The organism is Pseudomonas sp. CC120222-01a, from assembly GCF_003097235.1.
GTDB lineage: Bacteria > Pseudomonadota > Gammaproteobacteria > Pseudomonadales > Pseudomonadaceae > Aquipseudomonas.
Genome location: NZ_QEQQ01000023.1, coordinates 79634 through 85934 on the forward strand (window position 1 = coordinate 79634; position 6301 = coordinate 85934).

Below are 6301 nucleotides of genomic sequence, written 5' to 3' on the forward strand. Positions count from 1 at the left end.
TGAGGCTCCATCGGGTTATGTCAGAACGGTTTGACCACCACGAGAATCACGATGCCCAGCAGGAACAGCACAGGCACCTCGTTGAACCAGCGGTAGTAGACGTGACTGCGGGTATTGTTGCCTGCGGCAAAGCGTTTGCGCTGGGCACCACAGATGTGATGGTAGCCGGTCAGCAGGATCACCAGGGTGAGTTTGGCATGCAGCCAGCCTTGGCTCAGCCAGCCAGGGGTAAGGTAGAGCATCCAGGCACCGAACACGTAGGTGGCGATCATTGCCGGGTTCATAATGCCGCGGTACAGCTTGCGCTCCATGGTGACGAAACGTTCCTGGCTGATGCTGTCCTGGCTCTGGGCGTGGTAGACGAACAGCCTGGGAAGGTAGAACAGGCCGGCGAACCAGCAGACCACGCTGACGATATGCAGCGCTTTGATCCATAGGTAAAGCATGGAGGGAGTTCCTTCAGGTAATCACGGTCGTCAGATAGTAGAGCCCAAGCGCCCGAAGGGGCACCCCAAGAGTTGTTACAGACGCTTTGCGCCCCTATTATCGTGCCCTTTCCAGACGGTTCGTTGATAAGGGGCAAGCGTTATGATCAAGGTCGGTATCGTCGGCGGCACGGGTTACACCGGGGTCGAACTGTTGCGTCTGCTGGCGCAGCATCCACAGGCCGAAGTGGCGGTCATCACTTCGCGCTCCGAAGCGGGCGTGGCGGTCGCCGACATGTATCCGAACCTGCGCGGTCACTATGACGGCCTGGCTTTCAGTGTGCCGGACAGCAAGACCCTGGCCGCCTGCGACGTGGTGTTCTTCGCTACCCCGCACGGTGTCGCCCATGCCCTGGCTGGCGAGCTGCTGGCTGCCGGAACCAAGGTCATCGACCTGTCTGCAGACTTCCGCCTGCAGGACGCGACCGAATGGGGCAAATGGTATGGCCAGCCCCATGGCGCCCCAGAGTTGCTCAAGGACGCCGTATACGGCCTGCCTGAAGTCAACCGTGAGAAGATCCGCCAGGCGCGCCTGATTGCGGTGCCGGGTTGCTACCCAACCGCCACCCAGCTGGGCTTCCTGCCGCTGCTGGAAGCCGGCCTGGCCGACCCGTCGCGCCTGATTGCCGACTGCAAGTCGGGCGTCAGCGGCGCTGGCCGTGGTGCAGCGGTCGGCTCGCTGTTCTGTGAGGCTGGCGAAAGCATGAAGGCCTACGCGGTCAAGGGGCACCGTCACCTGCCCGAGATCAGTCAGGGCCTGCGCCTGGCCGCTGGCAAGGACATCGGTCTGACCTTCGTGCCGCACCTGACCCCGATGATCCGTGGTATCCACGCCACCCTGTACGCGACCGTTGCCGACAAGTCGGTAGACCTGCAGGCGCTGTTCGAGAAACGCTATGCCGATGAGCCGTTCGTCGACGTGATGCCGGCCGGCAGTCACCCGGAAACCCGCAGCGTGCGCGGTGCCAACGTCTGTCGCATCGCCGTTCATCGCCCACAAGGTGGTGACCTGGTGGTGGTGCTGTCGGTGATCGACAACCTGGTCAAGGGCGCGTCGGGCCAGGCAGTGCAGAACCTCAACATCCTGTTCGGCCTGGATGAGCGCATGGGCCTGTCCCATGCCGGCCTGCTGCCGTAAGCGCTTGTTGATGGAAAGGCCCGCCATGTGCGGGCCTTTTTGTTTGTCGCGACTAAAGCCGCACAATTCTTGACCGATTTTCTCGGAGAAGCGGATAATGCGCGTCATCGAGTTTTATGGCGGCTACTGCGCCGGGAGAATCAACATGAGCGTCGAAACCTTCACCCCTACGGCTTTGGAATTCACCCACGGCGCCGCGCAAAAGGTGAAGAACCTGGTTTCCGAGGAAGGCAATGACCGCCTGAAGCTGCGCGTGTTCGTCACCGGTGGCGGCTGCTCGGGCTTCCAGTACGGTTTCACCTTCGATGAAGATGTGGCCGAAGATGACACCATTGTCGAGCGTGAAGGTGTTTCGCTGGTGGTCGACCCGATGAGCTACCAGTATCTGGCCGGTGCCGAAGTGGACTATCAGGAAGGCTTGGAAGGTTCGCGTTTCGTGATCAAGAATCCGAATGCCGCGACTACCTGCGGTTGTGGCTCCTCGTTCTCGATCTGAGGCCAGGCTGTACGAAAACGCCGCGCAATTGCGCGGCGTTTTGCATTCTGGCTTGGGATCAGGCCGGGTAGATCGCGCCGAGTACGCGTAGCCCCTTGGCCGCCGTCACGCTTGGACGATTGGCGGCTATGCCTTCAAGGCAGCAGTGGGCGAGCCAGGCAAAGGCCATCGCCTCGACCCAGTCCGGGTCCACGCCATAGGCACCGGTACTGGTAACCCGGGCCTTTGGCAGCAGTTCGGCAAGCCGAGCCATCAGGGCACCATTGCGAGCACCGCCGCCGCAGACCAGCAGCGCCTCGGTACCTTGCTGGGCGTTTTGCAGTGATTCGATGATGCTGCGCGCGGTCAGCTCCAGCAGGGTGGCCTGGACGTCTTCGTCACGGAACGCAGGCAGGCCAGTCAGGTGGCCATCCAGCCAAGGCAGGTTGAACACCTCGCGGCCGGTGCTTTTCGGGCCACTGCCGGCGAAGAACGGGTCACTCAGCAGGCTGCTGAGCAAATCGCCTTGTACCTTGCCACTGGCAGCCCAGGCACCATCGGCATCATAGGCCTGGCCTCGCTTTCGCTCGATCCAGGCGTCCAGCAATACGTTGCCTGGCCCGCAGTCGAAGCCATGCACGGGCTTGTCGCGTTCGATCAGGCTCAGGTTGCTGAAACCACCCACATTGAGCACCGCCAGGCGTTGGCCGAGGTGACTGAACAGGGATTCATGGAAGGCCGGCACCAGTGGCGCGCCCTGGCCCCCTGCCGCCACATCGCGACGGCGGAAGTCGGCGACCACGCTGATGCCGGTAAGCTCGGCGAGCAGCGCCGGGTTGCCGATCTGCACAGTGAAGCCGCGAGCCGGCTCATGGCGGATGGTCTGGCCATGGCTGCCAATGGCGCGGATGGCGTCAGCCTGCAGCCCTTGCTTGGCCAGCAATTGCCGAACACCTTCACCTGCCAGGCTGGCCCAGCGGTTTTCTGCCAGGGCGGCGCGGGCAATCTCGTCAGGGCCGCTGCTGCAGAGGCTGAGCAGTTGCTGGCGCAGGTCGGTCGGCATGGGGAGGTAGTGAGTGGCGAGCAACTGAAGCTGCTCGCCTTGATCGATCAAGGCGATGTCCAGGCCATCGAGGCTGGTGCCGGACATCACCCCCAGATATAGCGCCATGGGTCAGCGCTTGTTCGCTGCGAGCATGGTGGCCTTTTCCTGGTCCATGCGGGCGATCAGTGGTTGGCTCTGCTGCAGGAAGCGCTGGCGTTCGTTCTTGGCGATCGGGTCAGCCATCGGCACCTTCTGGCTCAGCGGGTCGACGTGTACGCCGTTGACCTGGAACTCGTAGTGCAGGTGCGGGCCTGTCGACAGGCCAGTAGTACCGATGTAGCCGATGATCTGGCCCTGCTTCACGTTGCTGCCGGTCTTGATGCCCTTGGCGAAGCCCTGCATGTGACCGTAAAGGGTCTTGTAGCTGTTGCCGTGGGCGATGATCACGGTGTTGCCGTAACCACCGCGGCGGCCAGCCAGTTCGATGCGACCATCACCGGCTGCCTTGATCGGCGTGCCACGCGGGGCGGCGTAGTCCACGCCCTTGTGCGCGCGGATCTTGTTCAGGATGGGGTGCTTGCGGCCGGCGGAGAAGCGCGAGCTGATGCGGGCGAAGTCCACCGGGGTACGGATGAACGCCTTGCGCAGGCTGTTGCCGTCGGCAGTGTAGTAGCTGGTATTGCCCTGCTTGTTGGTGTAGCGCACGGCGGTGTAGGTCTTGCCGCGGTTGGTGAAGCGTGCGGACAGGATGTTGCCGGTACCGACCACCTTGCCGTCCATCACCTTTTGCTCGTAGACCACGTCGAACTCGTCACCCGGGCGAATATCCTGGGCGAAATCGATGTCGTAGCCCAGGACCTTGGCCATGTCCATGGTCATGCTATGGGACAGGCCGGCGCGCTGGGCCGAGGCCGACAACGAGCTCTTGATCACGCCATGGGCGTAAGCGGTGCGGACCACAGGCTTGCTGATCTCGCGATCGAAGGTATAGCCCTTGGCAGTCTTGGTCAGGCGGATGGTTTCGAGGTTGCTGACCTTGCTGTGCAGGCTGGCCAGTTGGCCATCCTTGTCGAGTTCAAACTGCAGTACCTGGCCATGCTTGAGCTGGCTGAACTGCTTGGCTTGCTTGTTGCTGGCCAGCAGGTCGTGCACTGCATTGGCCGGCAGGCCGACCTTGGCGAACAGCGTAGACAGGGTATCGCCACGCGCTACGGTCACTTCGCGGTGCCCTGGCTCTTTGGCTTCAGGCTTTTTCTCGGTGGCAGGTGCTTCTTGTGCTGCCTGCTCGGTATTGGTCTCGGCGCCATCGATCTGGGCGAAGGGGGAGGCCTGATCGCCTTGAGTCTGTACCAGCGGGGCGGCGTTGGACTCGTCCTTCAACTGCTCGGCCGGGCTTTCCAGCTCCAGGCTGAGGGTGGTCTTCTTGGCTTCTACTTCGCTGGAGGGAAATACCAGCAGCGCCAGGCTGAGCAGGGCGGCAATGCCGCTGGCGGCCAACAGATGGCTTTTCGGATAAAGCGGGGGCGCTTTAGGCGTTTCGTTGGTCATAGGTAAGGTGACTTTGAAGAAAAATGAATATGGAAAAGATGAATGACATGATGAAGATGAAATAACTGTATAAAATATAACCAAATCTACTTTCGCGCAAGGGCGCGTAGACGCCGTGACGCGTCGGTCAGGTCACATTTCATTTCGAAACTTGTAATTGATGGCCGATCTTGTATGGTTGGCTCCCTTTGAATCTGAGCCTTGCGGGTCTGTCTATGAAGTCGGTTGAAGAGCAGCTGGCGCTTATCAAGCGCGGTGCGGAAGAGGTATTGGTCGAGTCGGAACTGGTCGAGAAGCTCAAGCGCGGCCAGCCTCTGCGTATCAAGGCAGGCTTCGACCCGACAGCGCCTGACCTGCATCTGGGGCACACGGTACTGATCAACAAGCTGCGCCAGTTCCAGGAGCTGGGGCACCAGGTCATTTTCCTGATCGGTGACTTCACCGGCATGATCGGTGACCCGAGCGGCAAGAGTGCCACCCGTCCGCCGCTGACCCGCGAGCAGGTGCTGGAAAACGCCGAGACCTACAAGCAGCAAGTCTTCAAGATTCTCGATCCGGCCAAGACTGAGGTCGCGTTCAACTCCACCTGGATGGACAAGCTGACGCCGGCCGACTTCATTCGCCTGGCATCGCAGTACACCGTTGCGCGCATGCTCGAGCGTGACGACTTCGACAAGCGCTACACCACCAATCAGCCAATCGCCATCCACGAGTTCCTCTACCCGCTGGTGCAGGGCTATGACTCCGTTGCGCTGAAGGCTGATGTGGAGCTGGGTGGTACCGACCAGAAGTTCAACCTGTTGATGGGGCGTGAGTTGCAGCGTTCCTATGGGCAGGAAGCACAAAACATCGTGACCATGCCATTGCTCGAAGGGCTTGATGGCGTGAAGAAGATGTCCAAATCGCTGGGTAACTATGTCGGCATCCAGGAAGCGCCGGGCGTAATGTACAGCAAGCTGGTGTCGATCCCGGACACCCTGATGTGGCGCTACTTCGAGCTGCTGAGCTTCCGCTCGATGGAAGAGATCGATCAGTTCCGGGCCGACGTTGCCAATGGTGCGAACCCGCGTGACGTCAAGATCAAGCTGGCCGAAGAGATCGTTGCGCGCTTCCATGGTGAAGAGGCTGCGGCCAATGCCCATCGTGCGGCAGGTAACCGCATGAAGGAAGGCGAGCTGCCGGAGGATCTGCCAGAGATTGAAGTGGCTGCAGCTGAGGACTTGCCAATCGCTGCCGTGCTGAACCGTGCGGGCCTGGTGAAGAACTCGGCGCAGGCGCGTGACCTGCTCAGTGGTGGAGCGGTGAAGGTCGATGGTGCGGTGGTCGACAAGGACTTCATGTTTGCCCTCGGCGCGACCCATGTGTGCCAGGCGGGTAAGAAGTCGTTTGGCCGGGTTACCCTCAAGGCTGAGTGATCGCCTGGTGGTGTAGCTATATAGAAGCGGGGAGGCCGACAGGCCTCCCCGCTTTGTTTTCAGCGATTTTAAAGTTTCTTGAAATTAAAGGTTGACGCGCTTTCGAATCCCCTTATAATGCGCCCCACTTCCAGCGACATCGGAACGACAAACTCCTTGAAATTCAATGAGTTAGGTGGTTAAGGTGGTGTTGGA

6 protein-coding genes are annotated in these 6301 nt (G+C 60.8%); 3 read left to right on the plus strand and 3 right to left on the minus strand.

Annotated features, from left to right (window positions below; all coding sequences use genetic code 11):
* Positions 1-20 precede the first annotated feature (20 nt).
* Positions 21-446: a protoporphyrinogen oxidase HemJ gene (hemJ, locus tag N430_RS23795; RefSeq protein WP_054885191.1), complete on the minus strand. Its 426-nt coding sequence runs from the start codon at positions 444-446 to the stop codon at positions 21-23.
* A gap of 142 nt (positions 447-588) precedes the next feature.
* Between hemJ and argC the strand changes: the two genes are divergently transcribed.
* Together argC and erpA are read left to right on the plus strand one after the other, a co-directional pair.
* Complete coding sequence (gene argC, locus N430_RS23800; RefSeq protein WP_060484764.1) at positions 589-1623, plus strand: N-acetyl-gamma-glutamyl-phosphate reductase; 1035 nt, start codon at positions 589-591, stop codon at positions 1621-1623.
* 145 nt (positions 1624-1768) lie between these two features.
* Positions 1769-2119 (plus strand): iron-sulfur cluster insertion protein ErpA, encoded by a 351-nt coding sequence (erpA, locus tag N430_RS23805; protein WP_027917433.1) that lies wholly within the window; start codon positions 1769-1771, stop codon positions 2117-2119.
* A 58-nt stretch (positions 2120-2177) separates the two neighbouring features.
* Here erpA and N430_RS23810 read toward each other — a convergent pair whose 3' ends face one another.
* A complete protein-coding gene (locus N430_RS23810) occupies positions 2178-3269 on the minus strand; it encodes an anhydro-N-acetylmuramic acid kinase (protein WP_110639273.1) in 1092 nt (363 codons plus the stop codon).
* A 3-nt stretch (positions 3270-3272) separates the two neighbouring features.
* Positions 3273-4691 carry a peptidoglycan DD-metalloendopeptidase family protein gene (locus tag N430_RS23815; RefSeq protein ID WP_110639274.1) on the minus strand — a complete coding sequence of 473 codons (1419 nt, stop codon included), beginning with the start codon at positions 4689-4691 and terminating at the stop codon, positions 3273-3275.
* Between the two features lie 215 nt (positions 4692-4906).
* On the opposite strand from N430_RS23815, the gene tyrS reads away from it, so the two are divergent.
* The gene (gene tyrS, locus N430_RS23820) at positions 4907-6106 is read left to right on the plus strand and encodes a tyrosine--tRNA ligase (protein ID WP_110639275.1); all 1200 of its coding nucleotides are present in this window, start codon (positions 4907-4909) and stop codon (positions 6104-6106) included.
* Positions 6107-6301: the final 195 nt, after the last annotated feature.